This window comes from Virgibacillus sp. GM2-2 (assembly GCF_055329585.1).
Genome location: NZ_JBUZWC010000109.1, coordinates 1 through 256 on the forward strand (window position 1 = coordinate 1; position 256 = coordinate 256).

A 256-nucleotide genomic window follows, 5' to 3' on the forward strand; every position below is an offset into this window, starting at 1 on the left:
GGGCCTTCGTTGTTCCGGGCGCTCAAGGACAACGGGTTGCTGGCGCTGCTGGTGGACCAGTCGCGGGTGGGAGATGGCGTGAAAGCGACGTTCTTCGGACGAGAAATCGAAGTGCCGGCCGGACCTGCGAGGATCGCGCTGCGGACGGGAGCGCGGGTTGTGCCCGCAGCCTTCCCGCGGGAGAACCCCTGGAGAGCGGGGGTGATCACGCTGTGCGACTTCGGGGTGGAGTTGCCGGACAGCGGAGACCGGGAGG

At 68.4% G+C, this 256-nt stretch carries 1 protein-coding gene; it reads left to right on the top strand.

From position 1 onward, the window contains the following. Positions 1-256: LpxL/LpxP family acyltransferase (locus tag ACY9Z2_RS19160; RefSeq protein ID WP_463611268.1), on the top strand; the 256-nt coding region annotated here is incomplete at both ends.